Origin of the sequence: Pseudomonas sp. W4I3, from assembly GCF_030816195.1 — a bacterium.
Classification (GTDB): Bacteria; Pseudomonadota; Gammaproteobacteria; order Pseudomonadales; family Pseudomonadaceae; genus Aquipseudomonas.
This window is the reverse complement of the sequence record NZ_JAUSXS010000001.1, coordinates 1,254,845-1,276,557: the sequence shown is the minus strand read 5'-3', so window position 1 is coordinate 1,276,557 and position 21,713 is coordinate 1,254,845. Positions and strand designations below refer to the sequence as shown.

The 21,713-nt window shown below is 61.0% G+C and carries 16 protein-coding genes, 2 tRNA genes and 1 pseudogene; 4 read left to right on the top strand and 15 right to left on the bottom strand.

Translation table 11 applies throughout. From position 1 onward, the window contains the following. Positions 1 to 2 precede the first annotated feature (2 nt). The 5 genes from QF045_RS05625 to rnr all read right to left on the bottom strand — a co-directional run bounded on the left by QF045_RS05625 (position 3) and on the right by rnr (position 5,311). The gene (locus tag QF045_RS05625; RefSeq protein ID WP_124384868.1) at positions 3 to 896 is read right to left on the bottom strand and encodes a hypothetical protein; all 894 of its coding nucleotides are present in this window, start codon (positions 894 to 896) and stop codon (positions 3 to 5) included. 36 nt (positions 897 to 932) lie between these two features. Continuing rightward, positions 933 to 1,163 (bottom strand): 30S ribosomal protein S18, encoded by a 231-nt coding sequence (rpsR, locus tag QF045_RS05620; RefSeq protein WP_002551829.1) that lies wholly within the window; start codon positions 1,161 to 1,163, stop codon positions 933 to 935. Between the two features lie 28 nt (positions 1,164 to 1,191). Further along, positions 1,192 to 1,614, bottom strand: a complete 423-nt coding sequence (rpsF, locus tag QF045_RS05615; protein WP_003236224.1) for a 30S ribosomal protein S6 — start codon at positions 1,612 to 1,614, stop codon at positions 1,192 to 1,194. 305 nt (positions 1,615 to 1,919) lie between these two features. Next, entirely contained in the window at positions 1,920 to 2,681 is a 762-nt protein-coding gene (rlmB, locus tag QF045_RS05610) for a 23S rRNA (guanosine(2251)-2'-O)-methyltransferase RlmB (protein WP_124365632.1), read from the bottom strand. Further along, positions 2,678 to 5,311 carry a ribonuclease R gene (rnr, locus tag QF045_RS05605; protein WP_306491382.1) on the bottom strand — a complete coding sequence of 878 codons (2,634 nt, stop codon included), beginning with the start codon at positions 5,309 to 5,311 and terminating at the stop codon, positions 2,678 to 2,680. The genes rlmB and rnr overlap by 4 nt, the downstream gene beginning before the upstream one ends. A 224-nt stretch (positions 5,312 to 5,535) precedes the next feature. On the opposite strand from rnr, the gene QF045_RS05600 reads away from it, so the two are divergent. The 4 genes from QF045_RS05600 to QF045_RS05585 all read left to right on the top strand — a co-directional run bounded on the left by QF045_RS05600 (position 5,536) and on the right by QF045_RS05585 (position 8,581). Further along, positions 5,536 to 5,622: transfer RNA gene (locus tag QF045_RS05600), tRNA-Leu, on the top strand. Positions 5,623 to 5,775: 153 nt separating this feature from the next. Continuing rightward, positions 5,776 to 5,862: transfer RNA gene (locus QF045_RS05595), tRNA-Leu, on the top strand. A gap of 140 nt (positions 5,863 to 6,002) precedes the next feature. Further along, positions 6,003 to 7,028, top strand: a complete 1,026-nt coding sequence (locus QF045_RS05590; protein ID WP_306491381.1) for an iron ABC transporter substrate-binding protein — start codon at positions 6,003 to 6,005, stop codon at positions 7,026 to 7,028. Continuing rightward, the gene (locus QF045_RS05585; RefSeq protein ID WP_306491380.1) at positions 7,028 to 8,581 is read left to right on the top strand and encodes an iron ABC transporter permease; all 1,554 of its coding nucleotides are present in this window, start codon (positions 7,028 to 7,030) and stop codon (positions 8,579 to 8,581) included. Before QF045_RS05590 ends, QF045_RS05585 begins: the two co-directional genes overlap by 1 nt. A gap of 106 nt (positions 8,582 to 8,687) precedes the next feature. Here QF045_RS05585 and QF045_RS05580 read toward each other — a convergent pair whose 3' ends face one another. The 10 genes and pseudogenes from QF045_RS05580 to QF045_RS05535 all read right to left on the bottom strand — a co-directional run bounded on the left by QF045_RS05580 (position 8,688) and on the right by QF045_RS05535 (position 21,699). After that, entirely contained in the window at positions 8,688 to 10,622 is a 1,935-nt protein-coding gene (locus QF045_RS05580; protein WP_306491379.1) for a methyl-accepting chemotaxis protein, read from the bottom strand. A 139-nt stretch (positions 10,623 to 10,761) separates the two neighbouring features. Next, complete coding sequence (locus QF045_RS05575) at positions 10,762 to 12,051, bottom strand: adenylosuccinate synthase (RefSeq protein WP_306491378.1); 1,290 nt, start codon at positions 12,049 to 12,051, stop codon at positions 10,762 to 10,764. 54 nt (positions 12,052 to 12,105) lie between these two features. Next, positions 12,106 to 13,293, bottom strand: a complete 1,188-nt coding sequence (locus tag QF045_RS05570) for an ATP phosphoribosyltransferase regulatory subunit (protein ID WP_306491377.1) — start codon at positions 13,291 to 13,293, stop codon at positions 12,106 to 12,108. A gap of 292 nt (positions 13,294 to 13,585) precedes the next feature. Continuing rightward, entirely contained in the window at positions 13,586 to 14,452 is an 867-nt protein-coding gene (hflC, locus tag QF045_RS05565; protein ID WP_306491376.1) for a protease modulator HflC, read from the bottom strand. Then, a pseudogene (hflK, locus tag QF045_RS05560) lies at positions 14,452 to 15,628 on the bottom strand (FtsH protease activity modulator HflK). The gene hflC and the pseudogene hflK overlap by 1 nt, the downstream one beginning before the upstream one ends. Before the next feature lie 96 nt (positions 15,629 to 15,724). Then, positions 15,725 to 17,026, bottom strand: a complete 1,302-nt coding sequence (gene hflX, locus QF045_RS05555; protein WP_306491375.1) for a ribosome rescue GTPase HflX — start codon at positions 17,024 to 17,026, stop codon at positions 15,725 to 15,727. 12 nt (positions 17,027 to 17,038) lie between these two features. Beyond that, positions 17,039 to 17,299, bottom strand: coding sequence for an RNA chaperone Hfq (hfq, locus tag QF045_RS05550; RefSeq protein ID WP_016976904.1), 261 nt, complete (start codon positions 17,297 to 17,299; stop codon positions 17,039 to 17,041). Between the two features lie 94 nt (positions 17,300 to 17,393). Then, positions 17,394 to 18,365: a tRNA (adenosine(37)-N6)-dimethylallyltransferase MiaA gene (gene miaA, locus QF045_RS05545; protein ID WP_306491374.1), complete on the bottom strand. Its 972-nt coding sequence runs from the start codon at positions 18,363 to 18,365 to the stop codon at positions 17,394 to 17,396. After that, on the bottom strand, positions 18,365 to 20,278 hold the full coding sequence (mutL, locus tag QF045_RS05540) for a DNA mismatch repair endonuclease MutL (protein ID WP_373424403.1): 1,914 nt from the start codon (positions 20,276 to 20,278) through the stop codon (positions 18,365 to 18,367). Before mutL ends, miaA begins: the two co-directional genes overlap by 1 nt. Further along, a complete protein-coding gene (locus QF045_RS05535) occupies positions 20,278 to 21,699 on the bottom strand; it encodes an N-acetylmuramoyl-L-alanine amidase (RefSeq protein WP_306491373.1) in 1,422 nt (473 codons plus the stop codon). Before QF045_RS05535 ends, mutL begins: the two co-directional genes overlap by 1 nt. Positions 21,700 to 21,713: the final 14 nt, after the last annotated feature.

Here is a 21,713-nt window from a genome sequence, read left to right as displayed (position 1 = left end):
TTTTAACCTTCACCGTTCGCGCTATCGGCATCTTTCGACGCCAGACGTCCGCGAAAATCAATCAGGCCGTCGACAATGGCCAAAACCACGAGTAACGGATAAATCAGCTGCATGAACAGCAACAGCGTGACGTACAACCCCACCAGCCAAAACTTGGCCAGGCGCTTGCGCGCAACAAGCCCATGAATCAGGGCCAATCCGGCAAACACCAGCGGTACGCTGCAAATCGGCGCTAGCAAGGCCATCTGCGGACCGAAGTTCGGTCCGACAACCATGCACGCCAGCAGCAACATCGCCGGCCCCGCTGGGATTCTGATACTGCGAAACTCGCGACCAAAACCACCCGGGTTGTACAACAACGCCTGCCAGTAACGCCCAAGAATCAGGCTCAGCACGCTGACGACCTGCAGCAAAGCCGCAATCAGGCCGGTCAGGACCGGAGCAATCAGTGACGCAAACCGCGCTCGCTCATCTACCGACAATTGCTGGTAGAGATCCCCGAGGGCCAGCGGCAGGATCTTGACGATTTCCTGCGACAGCGCCTCGATTTGCGGGCGGAAAGCCGCGCCAAGCATCACTGAGTACACCAACCCCAATGCCACGCTGACCAGCAGCGTACGGACCCAGGACTCGCTTGCGCGTAAAACCAACGCAAGGCTCGATGACCCCAGCAGTACCAGAAGTACCCGTGGATCACCCATTTGCAGCCACCAGATCAAGGCCGGCAACAAACCCAGGGCAAGAACGCCAAGGGCGTCCTTCAAACCGCGCCGCAGGAGCACAAGGCAACCGGCGGCGGCACCCAACCAATAAAGCAACGGCAATGCCGCACAGCCAGCCACTACCAGAGTGGCCTGCATACGACCGCGCATGATGAACTCAGCTAAGGCGCGCATGCATTCAATCCCTTACTACTTGTCGACTGCCCGGTCTCAGCGGCCGTGGCTGTCGGTGTAGGCCAGCAGGGCCAGGAAGCGGGCGCGCTTGATAGCGGTGGCCAGCTGACGCTGATAACGTGCTTTGGTACCGGTGATACGGCTTGGAACGATTTTGCCGGTCTCGGATACGTAGGCTTTCAGAGTGTTGAGATCTTTGTAATCGATCTCTTTCACGTCTTCAGCGGTGAAGCGGCAGAATTTACGACGACGGAAGAAACGTGCCATTTGATAGGCTCCTTAAAAGGTCCGTGGATTACTCGTCAGCGTTATCGCTGTTGTCGCTGTCATCACTATCAGCGCTATCAGCGCCTTCGTGCTCAGGACGGTCGCGACGCTCACGGCGCTCACTGCGGTTTTCTTCAGCCTTGAGCATCTCGGATTGGCCGGTAACGGCTTCTTCGCGACGGATGACCAGGTTACGGATCACTGCATCGTTGTAGCGGAAGTTGTCTTCCAGCTCGGCCAGGGCCTTGCCAGTGCACTCAACGTTCAGCATCACGTAGTGAGCCTTGTGAACATTGTTGATTGCGTAGGCCAGTTGACGACGGCCCCAATCTTCCAGACGGTGGATTTTGCCGCCGTCTTCTTCGATCAGCTTGGTGTAACGCTCAACCATGCCGCCGACTTGCTCGCTTTGATCCGGGTGGACCAAAAAGATGATTTCGTAATGACGCATGAATGCTCCTTACGGGTTGTAGCCTGCCGCTCAAAAACGGTCAGACAAGGAGTGAATGACACTTATGGACCTTGCCGCAGGGAGGCACATCAGTGCCTGCCAGGAAGGCAAGGGGCGCAATTGTAGAGAAGGGGGAGAACGGGCGCAAGGTGATTGGTGATTATTTGAACAATCTCCCAAACACCACATAAACAATGTGGGAGGGGGCTTGCCCCCGATTGCAGTGGGTCAGTCACAACATCTGCAACTGAAACACCGCTATCGGGGGCAAGCCCCCTCCCACATTTTGACCTGCATCAACCTGATTACTTCTTGGGCTTGGCCTTGGCTTTAGCACCGCGCTGACGCTGGGCTTCGAACAGGCACACGCCTGTCGCCACCGAAACGTTCAGGCTGCTGACGCTACCGGCCATCGGCAGGTGCACCAGGTAATCGCAATGCTCACGGGTCAAGCGACGCATGCCCTTGCCTTCGGCGCCCATGATCAGAATGGTCGGGCCGGTAAGGTCCTGATCATAAATACTGACTTCGGCCTCCCCCGCCGTGCCGACAATCCACAAGCCGCGCTGTTGGAGCTTTTCCAGGGTGCGCGCCAGGTTGGTCACGGCCACCAGCGGAATCACTTCCGCCGCGCCGCAGGCGACTTTACGCACTACGGGTGTGAGGGTCGCCGACTTGTCTTTAGGCACGATCACGGCCAGCGCGCCGGCAGCATCCGCCGAACGCAGGCAGGCGCCCAGGTTGTGCGGGTCGGTCACGCCGTCCAGCACCAGCAGCAACGGCGCGCCTTCGGTACGGTCGAGCAGCTCGTCGAGCATCGCTTCGCCCCACACCTGGCTCGGACTGACGTCAGCCACCACGCCCTGGTGAACGCCTTCTACCCACACGTCCATTTCACGGCGCTCAGCCTGACCGATGGCAACCTTGTTCTGATTGGCCAGCTCGACCAGCGCCTGCACGCGTGGCTCGCTGCGACCTTCCGCCAGCCACACTTGCTTGACGCGCTTGGGATGGTGACGCAGCAGTGCTTCTACGGCGTGCACGCCGTAGATTTTTTCCAGACTCATGACTTGGCCTTAGGTTTGCGCGACCCGCCGCTTTTCACGGGAGCCGAACCCGCTTTCGGCGGGCCTTTACGGTGTTTACTCGGTTTGCTCAACGGTTTTTCCGCCCCTTGGGACTTTCCCCCAGACGCCGCTTTACCGCCGCTTTTGGCTTCATTGAGCAACTGCTGCTTCAACTCGCGGCTCTTGCGCAGTTCGGCGTTCTTCGCCGCGGCATCGCTGGGGCGATAGGCCTCAGGAGCTTTTTCCTTGGCAGAGGAACGACGACCGGCCTTGGCTGGCGCAGCCTCGACGGCCGCCGCTTTCGCTGCAGTCCCTTTGCCTTTGCTGGCTGGAGCTGCCGTTTCAGCACCACGCTTTTTACGGCCAACCGGCTCGGCGGGCTTGTCGGGCATGCCGAAGTCGATCTTGCGTTCGTCGAGGTCGACACGCATGACCTGCACTTCCACGGTGTCACCCAGACGGAAACTGCGCCCGGTGCGCTCGCCCGCCAGGCGGTGATGCACAGGATCGAAGTGGTAGTAGTCGCCCGGCAAGGCGGTGACGTGCACCAGGCCCTCGACGTAGATGTCGGTCAGCTCGACGAACAGGCCAAAGCCGGTCACGGCGGTGATCACACCTGGGAAAGACTCGCCCACGCGATCCTTCATGAACTCGCACTTGAGCCAATTGACCACGTCGCGGGTGGCCTCATCGGCGCGGCGCTCGCTCATGGAACACTGTTCGCCCAACTGCTCCAGGGCCGCTTCGTCGTACGGATAGATCCGTGCCTTCGGAATGGTCATGGCACCGGCGCGCTTGACATGCGGGGTGTTCTGCTTGGAATGGATCACGCTGCGGATCGCGCGGTGCGTGAGCAAGTCCGGGTAACGACGGATCGGCGAGGTGAAGTGGGTATACGCTTCGTAATTGAGGCCGAAGTGGCCCTGGTTATCGGCGCTGTACACCGCCTGGCTCAGCGAGCGCAGCATGACGGTCTGGATCACGTGGTAATCCGGACGGTCTTTGATGCTGGCCAGCAAGGCCTGGTAATCCTTCGGCGTGGGGCCGTCCTTGCCTTTGTGCAGGGACAGGCCGAGTTCACCAAGGAAAGCGCGCAGTTTTTCCAGACGCTCCGGCGGCGGGCCGTCGTGCACCCGGTACAGAGCAGGAATTTCGTGCTTTTTCAGGAACTCGGCAGTGGCCACGTTGGCCGCCAGCATGCATTCCTCGATCAGCTTGTGCGCATCGTTACGCGTCGTCGGGGTGATCGCGGCGATCTTGCGCTCGGAACCGAAGACAATCCGGGTTTCCTGGGTTTCAAAATCGATCGCGCCACGGGTATGACGGGCGCCCAGCAATACCTTGTACAGCGAGTACAGCTGCTTGAGGTGCGGCACCACGCCGGCGTACTCGGTACGCAGGGCCTTGGCTTCGCTGGTCTTCGGCGTTTCCAGGATGGTGCTGACCTTGTTGTAGGTCAGGCGCGCCTGGGAGTGGATCACCGCTTCGTAGAACTGGTAGTCGGTCATTTCGCCGGTTTTCGAGATGGTCATCTCGCACACCATGGCCAAACGATCGACTTTCGGGTTCAGGGAGCACAGGCCGTTGGACAGCTGCTCGGGCAGCATCGGGATCACGCGCTCAGGGAAGTACACGGAGTTGCCGCGCACCTGGGCTTCGTTATCCAGGGCCGAACCGATCTTCACGTAGCTGGACACGTCGGCAATCGCGACGAACAATTTCCAGCCGCCGGAGAACAGGCGCAGTTTGCCAGGCTTGGCTTCGCAGTAGACCGCATCGTCGAAGTCGCGGGCATCTTCGCCGTCGATGGTGACGAACGGCAGATGGCGCAGGTCGATGCGCTTCTCTTTGTCTTTCTCTTCGACTTCCGGCTTGAGCTTGGCGGCTTCCTTGAGCACGGCGTCGGGCCAGACGTGAGGAATATCGTAGGTGCGCAGCGCAACGTCGATTTCCATGCCCGGCGCCATGTAGTTGCCGACCACTTCAACGATATCGCCCTGAGGCTGGAACCGCGCCGTTGGCCAGTGGGTGATTTTCACCTCGACGAACTGGCCGACCTTGGCGGCGCCATTGCGGCCCGGGGTGATCAGCACTTCCTGCTGGACCTTCGGGTTATCCGGCACAACGAAGCCAATGCCGCCTTCTTCGAAGTAACGACCGACAATGGACTCGTGGGCACGGGACACCACTTCGACGATCACGCCTTCACGGCGACCACGACGGTCCAGGCCGGAAACACGCGCCAGTGCGCGGTCGCCGTCGAACACCAGGCGCATTTGCGCCGGGCTCATGAACAAGTCGTCGCTGCCGTCATCCGGGATCAGGAAGCCGAAGCCATCCCGGTGGCCGGCAATGCGGCCGAGGATCAGGTCGAGCTTGTCGACCGGCGCGTAAGTGCCACGGCGGGTGTAGATCAGTTGAGCATCGCGCTCCATCGCACGCAGACGGCGGCGCAGGGCTTCGATCTGGTCTTCGGTGGTCAGACCGAACTCTTCAACCAGCTGCTCGCGGCTAGCAGGCGAACCACGATCGGCGAGGTGCGCCAGGATCAGTTCGCGGCTAGGAATAGGGTTTTCATATTTTTCCGCTTCACGAGCGGCCTCGGGATCGAGGGACTGCCAATCGGCCATTAGAGAGTTTTCACCTTGTCTATATGCGGGTTAGTTTGGCATACGCGTATTGAAACGGGAAATTTCAGGCATCAACAAGTGTTTAAAAGCCTTTTGTAGCCCCCTGCGCGCACATTGCACGACCAATGGTGAGATTTTCCAGTTTTTTTTCATACCTGGGGTTTACAGCTGAAAAAGGCCTCCGTATAGTGCGCGCCATCGACGACGGCAACGTTGTTGATGCTGCCCAGGTGGTGAAATTGGTAGACACGCCAGCTTCAGGTGCTGGTGATCGCAAGGTCGTGGAAGTTCGAGTCTTCTCCTGGGCACCAAATTCAGATCAAACCCGCGAAAGCGGGTTTTTTCGTTTCAGGCCTTTGATTTCTAACGTAAAACTTGATTTATTTTTTTGAATCAGGGGTTTACAGATCAAAAAGCCCACCGTATAGTTCGACCCATCAACAGCGGCAACGTTGCTTGATAATGCCCAGGTGGTGAAATTGGTAGACACGCCAGCTTCAGGTGCTGGTGATCGCAAGGTCGTGGAAGTTCGAGTCTTCTCCTGGGCACCAAATTCAGATCAAACCCGCGAAAGCGGGTTTTTTCGTTCTGGGGTTTAAAACTTGGCGGTGACGCCTGCTCATCCGCACATGAGAAGTTTTATCGTTTATCCTTGTAAGAATTTGTATCTTACAAGTGAGGAAAACCCCGGATGATGATCCGCGATACCCGTCTCAAGACATCCCTTCTGCGTGGCCTGACCATCACTCTGCTCGGCCTGACCCTGCTCTCGCCCGCTGCCTATTCCGCTGACAAGGTCTCCCTGACCCTCTACAACGGCCAGCACAAGGAAGTCGGCGATGAACTCGCCAAAGCCTTTGAAGCCAAGACCGGCATTCACGTCAATGTGCGCAAAGGCAGCAGCAACCAGCTGGCCAGCCAAATCGTCGAAGAGGGCGACCGCTCGCCCGCCGACGTGATCTACACCGAAGAGTCGCCGCCCCTGAACAAACTGGGTGAGCAAGGCCTGCTGGCCAAAATCGATGCCAGCACCCTCGACGTGCTGCCCAAGGATTACGTGGGCAGTAACGGCGACTGGATGGGCGTGACCGCACGCACCCGCGTCGTCGCCTTCAACCCCAAACTGATTGCTGAAAAAGACCTGCCCAAATCGGTGCTGGATTTCGCCGGCCCCGAGTGGCAAGGCAAGGTAGGCTTCGTACCCACCAGCGGTGCATTCCAGGAACAAGCGGTGGCGATCATCAAGCTGCACGGACGTGAAGCCGCAGAAGAGTGGCTGACCGGCCTGCGCGCATTCGGCAAGGTGTACAGCAACAACATGGTTGCGCTCAAAGCCGTGGAAAATGGCGAAGTGGCCACCGTACTGGTGAACAACTATTACTGGTTTGCCCTGAAGAAAGAGAAAACCAACCTCGACTCCCAACTGCACTATTTCACTGACGGCGATGCCGGCGGCCTGATTACGGTGTCTTCCGCTGCTGCGCTGAAATCCAGCAAGCACCCCAAGGAAGCCCAGCAACTGTTGGCGTTCATGGCCAGCGAAGAAGGCCAGCGCGTGATCACCAACACCTCGGCTGAATACCCGTTGCGCAAAGGCATGCAGTCCAATCGTGGCCTCAAGCCTTTCAACGAACTGCAGCCGCCGAAAGTCACCCCCGCGGACCTTGGCAACGCAGAAGAAGCCCTGGACCTGGAACGTGACGTTGGCCTGAACTAATGACCCCATCGCTCAGCGCCGCAGGTTTTCGTCCCCGGCGCAAACGCCCTTCCATCTGGCTGCTGTTGCCGGTGCTGTTGCTGGTCGGCCTGAGCCTGTTGCCGCTGGCCTATGTCGGGCTCAAAACCTGGCAAGCCGGCTGGGCGCAGGCGGTGCATCTGCTGTGGCGGCCTTATGTCTTCGGGCTACTGCGCAACACGTTGGCGCTGATGGTCGGCGTGACGGTGGTGTGCGGCGTGGTCGGCCTGTCCCTGGCCTGGCTGCTGGAGCGCAGCAACCTGCCTGGGCGACGCCTTTGGGGGGTGATACTGTGCCTGCCGTTTGCGGTGCCGGCGTTTGTCAGCAGCTTCACCTGGGTGTCGCTGAGCGCCAACTTCGAAGGCCTTGGCGGCGCGATCCTGGTGATGTCGCTGTCCAAATACCCGCTGGTATTCCTGCCGGTGGCCGCGACGCTGCGCAACCTCGATCCCGCTCTGGAAGAATCGGCGCGCACCCTGGGGCTCAATCGCTGGGGCGTGTTCTGGCGCGTCACCTTGCCGCTGCTGTGGCCCTCGCTGGTGGCCGGCGCGCTGCTGATTGCCTTGCATATGCTGGTAGAGTTCGGCGCTCTGTCGATCATCGGCCTGCAAACCTTTACCACTGCGATCTATCAGCAATTTGAACTGGAATTCAGCAACGCCAATGCCGCGATGCTCTCGGCGGTGCTGCTGGCGATGTGCCTGACCTTGTTGTGGCTGGAGCTGCGCATGCGCGGCAAGGGCCGTCATGTACGTATCGGCCAGGGCGCGGCGCGGCATGCCGAACAGGTGAAGCTGGGCAAGTGGGCGCCGCTTGGGCAGCTGTATTGCCTGGCGTTGGCGATCATCGGCAGCGGCATTCCGCTGGGGATGCTGGGTTACTGGCTGGCCGTGGGTTCGTCGGCGGCGTTTCCGATCGCCCAGATCAGTGAAGCATTGTTGTCGTCCCTGGCGCTTTCTCTGGGTGGCGCAGCGTTGTGCCTGGTGCTGGCCGTGCCGGTCGGCTTGCTGGTAGTGCGCTACAAAGGCCAACTGGCGATCTGGGCCGAACGCCTGCCCTACCTGCTGCACGCCCTGCCCGGCCTGGTGATCGCACTGACTCTGGTGTATTTCGCACTGCATTACGTGCCGGCGCTGTATCAGACCTCGGCACTGCTGCTGATCGCCTATGCGCTGTTGTTTCTGCCACTGGCCCAGGCGCCGATTCGCACCGCACTGAACAAGGCCGCGCCCCAGCTGGAAGAGGCGGCACGCACGCTCGGCGCATCGTCCTTCAGTGCGTTTTGCCGGGTAACACTGCCGATTATCTTCCCCGCACTGGGCGCGGCGTTTGCGCTGGTGTTCCTGGATGCGATGAAAGAATTGACGGCAACCTTGCTGCTCAGCCCGACTGGGCTCAACACTTTGGCCACCGCCGTGTGGGCGCATACCTCGAATGTGGAGTTTGCGGCGGCGGCGCCCTATGCGGCGTTGTTGATTCTGGTGTCGGGGTTGCCGGTCTATCTGCTTACGACGCGGATGTATTTGAGTCGCTGAGATAGCTATCGGGGGCAAGCCCCCTCCCACACTGAATGCATTCCAAAGTTGGAACCCAGTCAAATGTGGGAGGGGCTTGCCCCCGATGAGGCCAGAACAGACAACATTAGGCCCGGAACTGCCCCAGACTCGCCTTCAACTGCGCCGCCAACCCATCCAGCACCTTGCCACTGGCAGTCGTCTCGACCACCGCCTGCGCCGCACGCTCGGCCTGGGCATGGATCACCTCGACCCGCCCACGCACCGCATGCGCGCCCTGAGCCTGATGTTCGGCCGCGCGGGTCGCCAGGCCGATCGCCGCGTGCACCTGCTCCACCGAAGCCTGCACCGTCTGTTGCAAACGCACGCTGTCGCGCAGCACCAGCAGCCCTTCACTGGCCTGGCGTCCGGCCTTGCCGATGGTTTCCACCGCCTCACGCGCGCCCTGCTGCAACGCCACGATATGCGCCTGGATGTCACCGGTGGAGCTTTGGGTTTTGCTGGCCAATGCACGCACCTCGTCCGCCACCACCGCAAACCCGCGCCCCGTTTCACCGGCACGCGCCGCTTCGATGGCCGCGTTCAGGGCGAGCAGGTTGGTTTGCTCGGCGATACCGTGGATCACCGTCAGCACCACTTCAATCTGCTCGCTCTGCTGGGCCAGGCGCTCGATAACCTGGGACCCCGCCTGCACTTGCCCGGCCAACGCCTCGATCAAACTGCCGACTTCGGCCGAGGTGCGCGAGTTTTCATCCGTCGCCTGGCGAATGTCGACGACCTGTTGCAGCGCCGCCTGCATGGCATGGCTTTCGGCCTGGGCCTCATCGGCCATTTGCGACAATGCACGCAAACTCTCCGCCACCTCATCACGCTGCAAACCGGCCGCTGCGTCAGCACCCGCATTGCGCAGGGTCATCGCGCCGATTTCCACACCGGTGCGCTGGGCGACGTCTCCGGCCTCGCGCACGATGGGCTGCAATTTATCCACAAAACGATTGACCGCCGAAGCCATGTCGCCGATTTCGTCCTTGCTGTTGATTTGCACGCGCTTGGTAAGGTCGCCCTCACCGGCAGCCAGATCGTCCATGGCGGCAATCAGCAGTTTCAGACGATTGACCACGCGGCGACCAAGCACGATAGCGATCAGCAGCAATACGCCAAGACCGACCAGCGCCAGGCCCATGCCGATACGCCAGCGCAAGGTGCCGGCAGCCTCCTGAACCTCGCTGGTGGTGTTGGCGGTCATCTGGGTGGCAGTGGCTTGCGCTGATTGCAAACGCGCGCCCATCGCGGCGGCGCTATCTGCCGCTGCGCCTTTGAGGCTGTCGCCGACCAGTTGATCACCGCTGGCGATCAACGCGGCGAAACGCTTGTCCAGTGCCTGCAGGTCAGCTTCAACCGAAGCGGTGGAAACCCCCATGCGGACCTTGCCGATCTCCACGCCGTTGGGGCTGATCGATGCTTCGACGTAATACACCGAAGGATCAGCCTTGGCCGCGTCGAGTACCTTATCCAGTGCCCGCTCCCCCGCGCCTTTTGCCAACAAAGCCTGGTTGATCGGATTTTCACGGTTCAAGTAACGGGTCAGGTGCTCACCCGCCGCGTCGTCATAGACCACGAACAACACGTTGGGATTGCGCTGGGCACGCCGGGCAAATTCCGACAACGTCGGCACATCGCTGTCCCACATGGCACGCGGCGCCACCGACGCCAGCAACTGCGCCATGTCATTGGCAGAGTCCTGCAGGTCTTTCTCCAGGGTCGCACGCAACTGCTTCTGCTCTTCCTGAAGACGCGTGGAAAGCCCGGCGGTCAGACGCTGACGGGTGCTGGTGGATAAGCTGTCCAGGCTGGACGTGACTTCCTTGCCGGCCTGGGCCAATTCGCCGGACAACTTCTGACTGTCGACGCCCAGGCGATTGCCCAAATCGGCCTCCAAGGCGGTGACCGTGCTCCGCGTCAGCGCGACAGCCACCAGCACTTGCACCAAAAGAGCGATACCGAGGGTAACGAACACCGGCCGCAACAGACGGCTTTGTAACAATGAGAGAACGGCAGACACTGGAAATCCCTCCACCACGGGTGCCATTAATTTGATAGCACCTCGAAAGATGGAAATACAGCAAGGGTCGTGCCGTTTGCCCAGCAGAAACGACAAAGGGCTCCCGAAGGAGCCCTTTGCTTTTTACATCAACAGCTTATTACGCGAACGGGTGACGCAGAACGATGGTCTCGTTGCGGTCCGGGCCCGTCGAAATAATGTCGATCGGTGCGCCAATCAGCTGTTCAACGCGCTTGATGTAAGCACGGGCATTGGCTGGCAGCTCTTCGAGGGTCTTGGCACCCACGGTCGATTCGGTCCAGCCCGGCACTTCTTCGTACACAGGCTGCAGGCCCACGTAGCTGTCAGCGTCGGTTGGCGCAACGTCGTTGCCCTCTGCGTCCTTATAACCGATGCAGATGTTGATGGCTTCCAGACCGTCGAGTACGTCCAGCTTGGTCAGGCAGATGCCCGAAATGCTGTTCACATCGATAGCGCGACGCAGGATAACGGCATCGAACCAGCCGCAACGACGGGCACGGCCAGTGGTTGCACCGAACTCGTGACCTTGCTTGGCCAGGTGGGCGCCGACTTCGTCGAACAGCTCAGTCGGGAACGGACCCGAACCTACACGCGTGGTGTAAGCCTTGGTGATGCCCAGGATGTAGTCCAGGAACATCGGGCCAACGCCTGAACCGGTGGCAACGCCGCCAGCGGTGGTGTTGGAGCTGGTCACGTACGGGTAGGTGCCGTGGTCGATGTCGAGCAACGAGCCCTGGGCGCCTTCGAACATGATGTCCTTGCCGGCACGGCGCAGGTCGTGCAGCTCGGCCGTCACGTCCAGCATCAGCGGCTTGAGCAGCTCAGCGTATTCCATGCACTCGGCCAGGGTCTTTTCGAACTCGATGGCCGGCTCTTTGTAGTAACCCACCAGCATGAAGTTGTGGTAATCCACCAGTTCACGCAGCTTGTCTTCAAAGCGCGGCATGTTGAGCAAGTCGCCCACACGCAGGCCACGACGCGCCACCTTGTCTTCGTAGGCCGGGCCGATGCCGCGGCCGGTGGTGCCGATCTTCAGCTCGCCACGGGCCTTTTCACGGGCCTGGTCCAGCGCCACGTGGAAGGACAGGATCAGCGGGCAGGATGGGCTGATACGCAGGCGCTCACGCACCGGTACGCCTTTCTCTTCCAGCTTGGTGATCTCGCGCAACAGGGCGTCCGGTGCAACCACCACGCCGTTGCCGATCAGGCACTGCACGCCTTCGCGCAGAACGCCCGAAGGGATCAGGTGCAAGACGGTTTTTTCGCCATCGATGACCAGCGTGTGACCCGCGTTGTGGCCACCCTGGTAGCGCACTACGGCGGCAGCATGTTCGGTCAGCAGATCAACGATCTTGCCTTTGCCCTCATCACCCCACTGGGTGCCCAGGACTACGACATTCTTACCCATAACACTTGTCCTCATTCGCGCAAACTTGGTGCCGGCGATGGCCGGCAGGAAAACTCAAGAAGCCAGTGGCGATACTTGCCAAAGCCCGTTCTGCTGAATCAATTGCCGGTCGCAGTCCGCTTCACGGGCGGCGGCCAATGGCTGCCCAGGCAAGGCCTGGACGACACGCTGACCCTCACTGCGCAACTGGCAAACCTGCTGCCAGAGTGCCGCGTCCGTACTGTCGGGCATCCAGATGCCACCAGACGGCAGCTCGACCTCAGCACGCCCCAGGGTCACCAGGGTTTTCAAATCGGTGGAAAAGCCCGTCGCCGGACGTGCGCGACCGAAGTCGGCGCCGATATCGTCGTAGCGACCGCCTTGGGCGATGGCCTGGCCAACACCCGGCACAAACACTGCGAACACCACACCGGTGTGGTAGTGGTAGCCGCGCAGCTCGCCCAGGTCAAAATACAGCGGCAACTGCGGGAAACGCGCCGACAGCTGCTCGGCAATCGCCAGCACATCATCCAGCGCAGCCAACACCGGCGCAGGCGCATTGGCCAGGCGCTCACGTGCAGCCACCAGCACTTCACGGCCACCGCACAGGTTGACCAGCGCACGCAGCATGTCGGCCAATTCAGCCGGCACGCCGGCGGTCAGGGCGATGACTTCATCGATCGCCTTGCGTTGCAGGGCGTCGAACAACTGTTGCTCGACCTCACCGGACAAGCCGGCCGCACGGGCCAGGCCACGGTAGATACCGACGTGACCAAGGTCCATGTGCACGTCTGGCACGTCAGCCAACTGCAACATGGCCAGCATCAGGCTGATCACTTCGACGTCGCTGCTCGGGCTCGCATCGCCATACAACTCGGCGCCCAACTGGATCGGGCTACGGGAAGAGGACAACGCCCGCGGCTGGGCATGCAGCACGCTGCCGGCGTAGCACAGGCGGCTTGGGCCTTCGCGGCGCAGGGTGTGCGCATCAATACGCGCCACCTGCGGCGTGATGTCGGCCCGGAAACCCATCTGCCGGCCCGATTGCGGATCGATGACCTTGAAGGTGCGCAGATCCAGGTCCTGGCCCGCGCCGGTCAGCAGGGATTCCAGGTACTCGATATGGGGGGTCACGACAAACTCGTAACCCCAGCTCTGGAACAGATCCAACACCTGGCGACGCGCAACTTCGATGCGCGCAGCCTCTGGTGGCAGTACTTCTTCGATGCCATCTGGCAGCAGCCAGCGGTCTACCGTTGCCATTACGCCATTCCCCTATGATCCGGGCGGCCAGCCCTCGGCCGAGCCTTGAGTGAAGCAGAAAATACATGCCGCCTGCATAAACCACGCGCAAGAGCGACGTGACGAACGACCTGTAACCGGCCTCGTCGGGCACTTTCCTCGAAAAACTGTCACGCCTGCCGAATCGAACACGCAGACGCAAAAAAGCCGGGAATTTCCCGGCTGCCGCATCATACACCCGTTTTCTGAAAGGATCACCCCGCCAGGCATTTTAGCCGCCCGACGGAGTGGTTCCTACACAGTCACAGGCCTGTTACTTGGACTTTTCCAGGTAGCGGAAGAAGTCGCTGCTTGGGTCCAGCACCAGCACGTCGGTCTTGTTCGCGAAGCTTTCACGGTAGGCACGCAGGCTACGGTAGAACGCGTAGAACTCCTGATCCTGGCCGTAAGCCTTGGCGTAGATCGCCGCCGCTTGAGCATCACCATCACCACGGGCCTCTTCAGACTCGCGATAGGCTTCCGCCAACAGTACACGGCGCTGACGATCGGCATCCGCACGGATACCTTCAGCCAACTCGTTACCCTTGGCGCGGTGCTCACGGGCCTCACGCTCACGCTCGGTGCTCATGCGCTCGAACACGCTGCGGTTCACTTCCTTCGGCAGGTCGATAGCCTTGACCCGGACATCGACCACTTCGATACCCAGCTCTTTCTCGGCCATGGTGTTCAGCGAACGGGTGATGTCAGCCATCAGCGCATCACGCTCGCCGGATACCACCTCGTGCAGGGTGCGCTTACCAAACTGGTCACGCAGGCCCGATTCCAGACGACGCGACAAACGCTCGTCGGCAATCTGCTTGAGGCCGGAAGTCGCGGTGTAGAAGCGCTCGGCATCCTTGACGCGCCACTTGGCGTAGGCGTCAACCATCACGGCTTTCTTTTCCAGGGTCAGGAAGCGTTGTGTCGGTGCATCCAGAGTCATCAGGCGGGCGTCGAACTTGCGCACCTGGTTGACGTAGGGGACTTTCACATGCAGGCCCGGCTGGACATCCGCCTGGACCACGCGACCGAATTGCAGCAGCACCGCACGCTCGGTCTGAGCCACGATGTAGAAGCAGTTCCAGGCAGCGATGACCACGAAGACGCCCACAATCAGGGCGGTCAGCGATTTATTGCTCATCAACGACTCTCCCTGGTACGTGTTTGCTGTTGCAGCAAGTCAGCGGCCGCACGGGCGCTCGCTTCGTTGGCAGCGGCATTCGAACCGGTGGACGGCGCGCTGGTGCCACTACGACCACCTTCGATCATCTTGTCCAGCGGGCAGGTACAGCAGGTTGTTCTGCCCGCCCTTGCTGCCGGTCACGAGAACCTTGCTGGTGTTGCTGAAGACTTCCTGCATGGTGTCCAGGTACAGACGCTCACGGGTCACCTCAGGGGCCTTGCGGTACTCGGCAACCAGTTTGGTAAAGCGGTCTGCCTCACCCTTGGCGCGGGAGACCACTTCGTCGCGGTAACCGTTGGCATCTTCAAGGATGCGCTGGGCCTGACCACGGGCTTCCGGCACCACGCCGTTGGCGTAGGTTTCAGCCTGGTTGCGCGAACGCTGCTCGTCTTCCCGGGCACGGATCACGTCGTCAAAGGCTTCCTGCACTTCACGCGGTGCAGCAGCGCTCTGTACGTTGACCTGAGTGACGGTAATACCGGTGCGATAGGTATCGAGGAACCGTTGCAGGCGCTCCTTGATTTCGCTGGCCATCAATTCACGCCCTTCGGTCAGTACCTGGTCCATGGCGGTAGAACCTACCACGTGGCGCAGGGCACTTTCGGTTGCGTGTTGCAGGCTGATTTCCGGCTGGTCGACGTTCAGCACGAAGTCCTGCAGGTTGCTGATCTTGTACTGCACGGTCAGCGGCACTTCGACGATGTTCTCGTCTTCGGTGAGCATCTGGCCCTGCTTGGTGTAGGCACGCTCACGCGTGACGTTCTCCATGTACTTCTTGTCGATCGGCGGGAAGTAGATGTTCAGGCCTGGCCCGACCGTCTCGTAATACTTGCCGAAGCGCAGCACCACGGCTTGCTCCTGCTCGTCCACCACGTAGACCGCGCTGTACAGCCAGACGGCCGCGAGCACGACAAGACCCAGGCCCAGCAGGCCATAGCCACCGCCCTTGCTCGTGCGACCACCCTCGTCACCACCGCGTTTTTTTCCACCACCGAACAACCCATTCAGGCTTTCCTGCAGCTTTCGGAAGGCCTCGTCGAGATCCGGCGGCCCCTTGCGGTCGCCATTATTGCGGCGCTTACCACCCCAAGGATCCTGATTATTCGAGTTGCCACCCGGCTCATTCCAAGCCATAGCGCTCTCCATCTGATAAAGCAAAGACGCACCCACGGCGCGCCGACCAATGCTACAGAATGCCTGCTACTGCGGCACAACCGCTTTCTCAGGCTTTTATTGCAAAGTGTGTTGCTCGATGAACTCCGCCGGCACAACACCCTCGCGACTGACCAGTCGATTGAGCTCCGAGCGCGGCAATCGAACGTCCAGCAAGCTGACACCTTCTTCGTCGTGTTCTTCTTTCTGTACCGCGCCCAGCTCGAAAAACTGTGCACGCAGTCGAGCAAAACGCTGCGGCAAGCGCAAGGTGCCGACGAACAAATCACTGCCGAGCAATTCGGCAATGGCTTGCTCAAGCAGCTCCAGGCCACTGCCATCACGCGCCGACAGCCAGACCCGCTGGGGCTTGCCGTTCTCATCGCGCTGGATTTGCGGCTCAACGCCTTCAAGCAAATCGAGTTTGTTATAGACCTCGAGGATCGGCAAGTCTTGCGCACCAATCTCGCCCAGCACCACCATCACCTGCTCGATCTGCAGCATGCGATCCGGTTCAGCCGCATCGATCACGTGCAACAGCAGGTCGGAATTGCTCGACTCTTCGAGCGTAGACCGAAATGCCTCGACCAGCTTGTGCGGCAAATGCCGGATGAAACCCACGGTATCGGCCAGAACGATCGGCCCCAGGTCGTCGATGTCCAGACGGCGCAGGGTTGGGTCGAGCGTGGCGAACAGTTGGTCTGCCGCGTACACGTCCGATTTCGTCACGTTGTTGAAGAGTGTGGATTTGCCGGCGTTGGTGTAGCCCACCAGGGACACGGTGGGGATATCCGCGCGCGAACGGCCACGGCGCGATTGCTCGCGCTGGCTGCGGACTTTCTCCAGGCGGCCCTTGATCTGGCGCAGGCGAACCCGCAACAGACGCCGGTCGGTTTCCAGCTGGGTTTCACCCGGACCACGCATGCCGATGCCGCCGCCCTGGCGCTCAAGGTGAGTCCAGCCGCGGACCAGCCGGGTGCTCATGTGGTCAAGCTGGGCCAGTTCGACCTGGAGCTTGCCTTCATGGGTACGCGCGCGTTGGGCGAAGATATCGAGAATCAGGCCGGTGCGGTCGATCACGCGACACTCGAAGACGCGTTCGAGGTTACGTTCCTGACTGGGCGTGAGGGTGTGATTGAAGATCACCAGATCGGCTTCTTCGGCGTGTACCAGGTCGCGCAGTTCCTCGACCTTGCCGCTGCCTATCAGGTATTTGGCGGTTGGCCGATGACGCGGCACGTTAAAAAACGCAACGGTCTCGGCGCCGGCCGAATTTGCCAACTCCTGAAACTCCTGCGGATCTTCGCGCGCCTCAGGGTCCTGTCCATCCAAGTGAACGAGGATTACTCGCTCACCACCACCGTGGCGCTCAAAGAACAAAGGAGACTCCTATCAGGCGTTACCTGGCTCAGCGTCAGCTGCTTCATCACCGGCTGCGCTAGGCAGACGGATTGGGCGAACAGGGACGACTGTCGAGATAGCGTGTTTGTAAACCATCTGGCTGACGGTGTTTTTCAACAGGATCACGAACTGGTCAAACGACTCGATCGTACCTTGCAACTTGATACCGTTGACCAGATAGATGGAAACCCCCACTTTCTCTTTACGTAAGGTATTCAAGTAAGGGTCTTGTAGCGAATGCCCTTTTGACATGTGCCGCACTCCTTTAAGGATCAATAATAAAAAATCGGAAAATAATTAGCGCATGGCCGTCACACCCCCAAGGATAGACGGCAATTGCAAGGACTCAGCTCAATATGGAGACCGTTCCCAAGTATTTCAAGGCGCGTGACAGATTGTCGCTGTCCAGGCTGTCCAACCAGTGCAAATCGCTCCAGCTGCGCAGCCAGGTGAACTGGCGCTTCGCCAATTGGCGCGTGGCAATGATGCCGCGCTCCTGCATGTCGGCTGACGTCAGCTTGCCATCCAGATGATCCCAGACTTGGCGGTAGCCTACAGCACGTATCGAAGGCAACCCTGGGTGCAGATCACCTCTGGAACGCAGTGCTACGACCTCCTCCACAAACCCCTGTTCCAACATAATTGTGAATCTTTGTGCAATTCGTTCATGCAGCACCTGGCGATTTGCCGGAGCAATGGCCAGATTCGCCACAGTATAGGGCAATTGTGACTGACCAGATGTGCCTGCATCAGCACTTTGCGCAGTTTGTTTCAGCCTATGTTCAGTCATGGTCTGGCCGCTGACGCGCCAGACTTCCAGCGCGCGGGTAAGGCGCTGGGGGTCATTGGGGTGGATGCGCGCCGCGGACACCGGATCCACTGCCGCCAACTGGTCGTGCAGGGCTTGCCAGCCAAGGCGTGCCGCCTGTTCTTCAAGCTCGGCGCGCACTTGGGCGTCAGCAGGCGGCATATCCGCCAGGCCCTCCTGCAATGCCTTGTAGTAGAGCATCGTGCCACCGACCAGCAGCGGGATATTGCCCCGCGCGGTGATTTCGGCCATGGCGGCCAGGGCGTCGGTACGGAAATCTGCTGCCGAATAGCTCTGGGCCGGGTCGATAATGTCGATTAAACGATGTGGATGCTGGGCCAATACCTCTTTCGAAGGTTTGGCCGTGCCGATGTCCATGTCCCGGTAAACCAGGGCAGAGTCGACACTGATCAGCTCGCACGGCAAGACCTTGGTCAGCTCGATGGCCAGGTCGGTCTTGCCGGCGGCCGTCGGGCCCATCAGGAAGATTGCGGGGGGCAAGGCACTCATCAGCGACCGCGCAGGAACAGTTTGTCCAGATCATCCAGGCCCATCTGGGTCCAGGTCGGTCGGCCATGGTTGCATTGGCCGCTGCGCTCGGTGTTTTCCATGTCGCGCAGCAGGCCGTTCATTTCCGGCAGGGCCAGTCGACGGTTGGCGCGGATGGCGCCGTGGCAGGCCATGGTGCCGAGCAATTCGTTGATATGCGCCTGGATGCGGTCGCTGGTGCCGTATTCCATCAGGTCCGCCAGCACGTCGGCCACCAGCCGGTTGGCTTCTGCCTGCTTGAGCAGCGCGGGAATCTGGCGGATCGCCAGGGTTTCCGGGCCCAGGCGTTGCAGTTCAAAGCCCAGCTTCTGGAACACGCCGTGGTGTTCCTCGGCACAATCGGCTTCACGCTGACTGACTGCCAGGGATTCGGGCACCAGCAGTGGCTGGCCACTGAGCCCCTCGCTGGCCATGGCGATCTTCAGGCGCTCGTACATGATCCGCTCGTGGGCGGCGTGCATGTCCACCAGCACCAGGCCATGGGCGTTTTCCGCAAGGATGTAGATGCCCTTGAGCTGCGCCAGCGCGTAACCCAGCGGCGGAATATCACCACCGCCCTCGGGCAAGGCAACCGTGCTCGGCTCAGCCCCCGGCAGCGGCGCGAAGAATTCTCGGTAGGCTGCCTGCGCCTCACCCACCGGCACGGTCGATTGCGGCCGTGGGGTGTATTGATACTGATAACCCGCACCGGCCCCCGCGTTGGGCGCCGTGTAACTTGGCTGCGGTTGCGATGATTGCAACAGGTTACCGGCGAGACTCATTTCGCCCTGGGGGCCGAACTCACCGGCCTCCGGGCCGCTTGGGCGAACCACTGCGGTTACGATGGGCGCAGACAACTGATCATCCGGACGCACGTCGCCCAGGGCGCGGTGCAAGGTGCCGTAGAGGAAGTCATGCACCATGCGACCGTCACGGAAGCGTACTTCGTGCTTGGTAGGGTGCACATTGACGTCGACCACCGAAGGGTCGACCTCGAAAAACAGCACAAATGTCGGGTGCCGGCCGTTGAACAACACGTCGCGATACGCCTGGCGCACCGCGTGGGCCACCAGCTTGTCACGCACCGCACGGCCATTCACGAAAAAATACTGCAAGTCGGCCTGGCTGCGCGAGAAGGTCGGCAAACCGACCCACCCCCACAGGCGCAAGCCGTTGCGTTCGATTTCTATCGGCAGCGCCTGCTCCAGGAACCCGCCACCGCACACTGCCGCCACTCGGCGCGCGCGCGCGGCGTCGTCATGGGCTTCGTGCAGGCTGAGGATGGTCTTGCCGTTGTGGCGCAGATGAAACGCCACATCGAAACGGGCCAGGGCCAGGCGCTTGATCACTTCTTGCAGGTGATCGAATTCGGTTTTCTCGGCCTTGAGGAATTTGCGTCGCGCCGGCGTGTTGAAGAACAGGTCGCGCACCTCCACCGAAGTGCCCACCGGATGGGCTGCCGGCTGGACCCGGGGCGCCATGTCGCGACCTTCGGTTTCCACTTGCCAGGCCTGTTCGGCGCCGCGCGTGCGGGACGTCAGGGTCAGGCGGGCCACGGAACTGATGGAGGCCAGGGCCTCACCGCGAAAGCCCAGGCTCATCACCCGTTCAAGGTCTTCCAGGTCGCGGATCTTGCTGGTGGCGTGACGGGCCAGGGCCAGCGGCAGGTCATCCGAAGAGATGCCGCTGCCATCGTCACGTACCCGCAGCAGCTTGACGCCGCCTTGCTCCACGTCCACGTCGATGCGCTTGGCGCCGGAGTCGATGCTGTTTTCCAGCAGCTCCTTGATCACCGACGCCGGGCGCTCAACCACCTCGCCCGCAGCGATCTGGTTCGCCAGGCGCGGGCTGAGCAGTTCGATACGCGAGCCGGTGTTCAGGACAGATTCGCTCATTACTGCGCCGCCAATTCGGTGCCGGGGATGGTCAACACCTGGCCGATTTTCAATTCATCGGTTTTCAGGTTATTGGCGCTGCGCAAGGCGGCGGGGGTGACCTGAAAACGTACGGCCAGCATGGCGACGGTGTCACCGGGCTGCACGCGGTGGTCGCGCGGGCCTTGGGCAATCTTGCCGGAGTCACGCAACCAGGCGATGTAAGTGCCCGGTGGCGGGTTCTGCTGGAAGAACTGGCGGACGCCGGCACTGATCGAGCGCGCCAAGGCCTGCTGGTGGCTGGCACTGGCCAGCTTCGAGGCCTCGTTGGCGTTGGAGATGAACCCGGTCTCGACCAGGATCGACGGGATGTCCGGCGACTTCAACACCATGAACCCGGCTTGTTCCACGCGCTGTTTGTGCAGCGACGTAACCCGGCCAATGTTACTCAGGACTTTCTGGCCGACGTTCAGGCTGGACGTCAGCGAGGCAGTCATCGACAGGTCGAGCAGTACGCCGGCGAGCATTTTGTCCTTGTCATCAAGGGAGACGTTGCCGGCCCCGCCGATCAAGTCGGAACGGTTTTCACTGTCGGCCAGCCAACGCGCGGTCTCGGACGTGGCGCCACGATCGGACAAGGCAAACACCGACGCACCGAACGCTGCGGAGGAAGGGGCGGCGTCGGCGTGGATCGATACGAACAGGTCCGCGCCTTTCTTGCGTGCGATTTCGGTGCGCCCGCGCAACGGGATGAAGTAGTCGCCGGTACGGGTCAGCTCGGCGCGGTAACCTTTCATGCCGTTGACCTGACGCTGCAGCTCGCGAGCGATGGCCAGTACCACGTCTTTTTCATGCTGGCCGCGCGACCCGGACGCGCCCGGGTCTTCGCCACCGTGGCCAGCGTCGATCACCACGATAATGTCGCGCTTGCCTGCCGGAGCGGGCGGCGGCGGTGGCAGCTTGACCTGCGGCTGCGAGGGGTTGACCGGCACCGCAGGCACCGTCGCTACGCTGGGCGTCGGCGCAGGCGGCGGTGCGGCATCGGCGGGGTTGTCGAACAGGTCGACCACCAGGCGGTTGCCATATTGAGCGTTGGGCGCCAGAGAGAAGCTTTTGGGGGTGACCGCCTTTTTCAGGTCGATGACCACGCGCAAATCGGTTGGCGTGCGCTGGGCCGAGCGCATCATCGTAATCGGGGTGTTGGCGGTGGAGACTTTCAACGGCGCGGCCAGGGTCGCACCGTTGATATCGATCACCAGGCGATCAGGCGCCGTGAGGGTAAAGACGCTGTGCTGGACCGGGCCCGACAGGTCGAACACCAGTCGCGTGTTATCCGGCGCTCGCCACAGGCGAACACTCTTCACCTGTGAAGCAGCCAGAGCATTGACAGTCATTGCCGCAAGCAACACCCCCACGACAGCAACCAACGCGCGAAAGCGCATACCTAACCCCACCA

Coding starts and splice junctions, on each gene's coding strand:
- QF045_RS05625 (WP_124384868.1), bottom strand. CDS start 896: ATGCGCGCCTTAGCTGAGTTCATCATGCGCGGTCGTATGCAGGCCACT.
- rpsR (WP_002551829.1), bottom strand. CDS start 1,163: ATGGCACGTTTCTTCCGTCGTCGTAAATTCTGCCGCTTCACCGCTGAA.
- rpsF (WP_003236224.1), bottom strand. CDS start 1,614: ATGCGTCATTACGAAATCATCTTTTTGGTCCACCCGGATCAAAGCGAG.
- rlmB (WP_124365632.1), bottom strand. CDS start 2,681: ATGAGTCTGGAAAAAATCTACGGCGTGCACGCCGTAGAAGCACTGCTG.
- rnr (WP_306491382.1), bottom strand. CDS start 5,311: ATGGCCGATTGGCAGTCCCTCGATCCCGAGGCCGCTCGTGAAGCGGAA.
- QF045_RS05590 (WP_306491381.1), top strand. CDS start 6,003: ATGATGATCCGCGATACCCGTCTCAAGACATCCCTTCTGCGTGGCCTG.
- QF045_RS05585 (WP_306491380.1), top strand. CDS start 7,028: ATGACCCCATCGCTCAGCGCCGCAGGTTTTCGTCCCCGGCGCAAACGC.
- QF045_RS05575 (WP_306491378.1), bottom strand. CDS start 12,051: ATGGGTAAGAATGTCGTAGTCCTGGGCACCCAGTGGGGTGATGAGGGC.
- QF045_RS05570 (WP_306491377.1), bottom strand. CDS start 13,293: ATGGCAACGGTAGACCGCTGGCTGCTGCCAGATGGCATCGAAGAAGTA.
- hflC (WP_306491376.1), bottom strand. CDS start 14,452: ATGAGCAATAAATCGCTGACCGCCCTGATTGTGGGCGTCTTCGTGGTC.
- hfq (WP_016976904.1), bottom strand. CDS start 17,299: ATGTCAAAAGGGCATTCGCTACAAGACCCTTACTTGAATACCTTACGT.
- miaA (WP_306491374.1), bottom strand. CDS start 18,365: ATGAGTGCCTTGCCCCCCGCAATCTTCCTGATGGGCCCGACGGCCGCC.
- mutL (WP_373424403.1), bottom strand. CDS start 20,278: ATGAGCGAATCTGTCCTGAACACCGGCTCGCGTATCGAACTGCTCAGC.
- QF045_RS05535 (WP_306491373.1), bottom strand. CDS start 21,699: ATGCGCTTTCGCGCGTTGGTTGCTGTCGTGGGGGTGTTGCTTGCGGCA.